Annotated in this window: 3 protein-coding genes and 1 pseudogene; all 4 read left to right on the top strand. The window is 33.1% G+C overall.

What is annotated here, in order from left to right; all coding sequences use genetic code 11:
- The first annotated feature begins 324 nt into the window (after positions 1-324).
- Positions 325-771, top strand: a complete 447-nt coding sequence (locus CCU_RS07680) for a LytTR family DNA-binding domain-containing protein (protein ID WP_004853256.1) — start codon at positions 325-327, stop codon at positions 769-771.
- Positions 772-782: 11 nt separating this feature from the next.
- Positions 783-1238, top strand: coding sequence for a DUF3021 domain-containing protein (locus tag CCU_RS07675; RefSeq protein WP_004853253.1), 456 nt, complete (start codon positions 783-785; stop codon positions 1236-1238).
- Between the two features lie 261 nt (positions 1239-1499).
- Positions 1500-1730, top strand: a complete 231-nt coding sequence (locus CCU_RS14775; protein ID WP_015534180.1) for a type III toxin-antitoxin system ToxN/AbiQ family toxin — start codon at positions 1500-1502, stop codon at positions 1728-1730.
- Between the two features lie 185 nt (positions 1731-1915).
- Positions 1916-2072: pseudogene (locus CCU_RS14770) on the top strand (RNA polymerase subunit sigma-70); the annotation flags it as partial.

Genomic DNA, 2072 nt, shown 5'->3' with positions numbered 1-2072 from the left:
TGTATTAAAAATCAGAGCGATAAATTTGAAGTCTCACTTGAGGTATTTTAAGGGATTTAATAACTGTTATATTTGGTTATAGAAATCTCGGCAAACCCTTGAAAATACTAAAATTTTCGTGGGTGTCCTCCCCGTCACATCTTGTATTGTGTTATATCGTTTTACCCTTGTTTATGAACCCTCATAAGGGAAAAAACAAGGGAAGGAATCAACTGCGAAAACATTGTTTTTGACCAGTTAGGTAGAAAAAATTACCACCTATTGATAAAGTATAGATAATAATCCTAATCCAGATATACTACAAAGCAAGAAAGGAGGAAAATCATGAAACTGAATATTAATATCGATGCGGAAGCTAAAGAACCTGAAATTATGATTACAACAGCACAGATGACGGAAGAAGTTAACAGAGTTGTTGATTTTGTAAGCAGATTAGATGATGCTCCAACAATTATTTCCGGTATCAGAGAGGATAAGGTCGAACTATTAGATCCGGATCACATAGTAAAGATTTACGCAGAAGACAGTAAAGTTTTTACCCAAACAGACAATGGTACGTATCAAATTAGATTGAGACTATATGAAGCGGAAGAAAGATTGGATAACAGTAAGTTTGTAAGGATATCAAATTCAGAAATTGTGAATCTTAAGAAGGTTAAAAGCCTTGATTTAAGCTTTGTAGGAACAATTTGTATGGAATTATCGAATGGGACTGTAAGTTATGTTTCCAGAAGATATGTTTCAAAGATCAAAAAAGTATTAGGATTATGAGGTGACTAAAAATGAAAAAAGAATTATTTTCTAGAATATTTGTTGGATTATTGGGTGGAATTGTAATTAGTTATTTGATTACAATTGGAATTTCACTTGCAATCGGTGATGGTAGTTACTATTCATGTGTTCCGAGTTTGATTGAACGATTTGGCAATGAGGTAACAGCGATTATCATACAGACTGTTTTAAGTGCCGTTCTTGGAGCAGGATTTGCAGGAGCATCTGTTATCTGGGAAATAGATAAGTGGAGTTTATTAAAACAAACAAGCATTTATTTTGGAATTGTATCTGTACTTATGATGACAGTTGCATATATTTGCGAATGGATGGAGCATTCTGTTAAAGGTGTATTAAGCTATTTTGCTATTTTTGTTGCAATATTTGTTGTAGTTTGGATAGTACAATATTTGATTTGGAAGATACGTATTTATAAGATAAAAGAAGGCATTCAAAAGAATAATTAGTCGAAATACACAGAGTACAAAACGAAGATTTGTGCGGTGGGTGTATTTCGCTCTACGAGGCTGAAAAATGATTTGTGCTAAATATAAAAAGATTATGAATTTTTAGAAATTCATTGACAAAAGAAGGGCATTTGGTTCAATAATATTGAAGGAGGGTCCTGCCGATAAGTGGACGTTCAAAAAGCGTTAGGGTCGCTACGGTGACACTACATTCAAGGACTATGGAAACATAGTCCTTGAAATATTTTAAAGAAGAAATGAATGATTCAAGCACCATTAGAAGTATATCGTATTGATATGAAATACATCAGAAACTTACATAATATAGATGACAGAGTTTTATCGGTATCTCCTCAGATTGGTAAGGACGAGCGACCTTTTCTTGGAGTGCTTGTTATTTGTAATGAACATAAGTATTGTGTTCCCTTATCTAAGCCAAAGGAAAAGCATGAAAAAATGAGGGATAAAATTGATTTCAAAAAGATTGTATGAATTGTAATTTTCCGCATTGAATATTAAGAGACTTGTTGGTGTATGTCTTTTGCTGTTTTATTATATTCTTTCAAAAAATGAAAGCTAATCTTTGAATAAATATCTTTTGAATTTAAGTGACGCTTGACACATTTTCCCCGTCTATTAGAGTGAAAGGCCTTAATACAAAGGAGGAGGAGAAGCCTATGGATGATAAGCAGATATTAGATTTATATTGGGAGCGCTCCGAAGCTGCTATATCCGAAACTTCAAAAAAATACGGAAAGTATTGCAGATACATAGCCTTTAATATTCTTCACAATGACGAAGACAGCGAGGAATGTGTAAATGATACTTATTTAA

It is taken from the genome of Coprococcus sp. ART55/1 (assembly GCF_000210595.1).
GTDB classification, from domain to species: Bacteria; Bacillota; Clostridia; order Lachnospirales; family Lachnospiraceae; genus Coprococcus; species Coprococcus aceti.
This window is presented reverse-complemented; position numbering and strand designations above follow the sequence as displayed.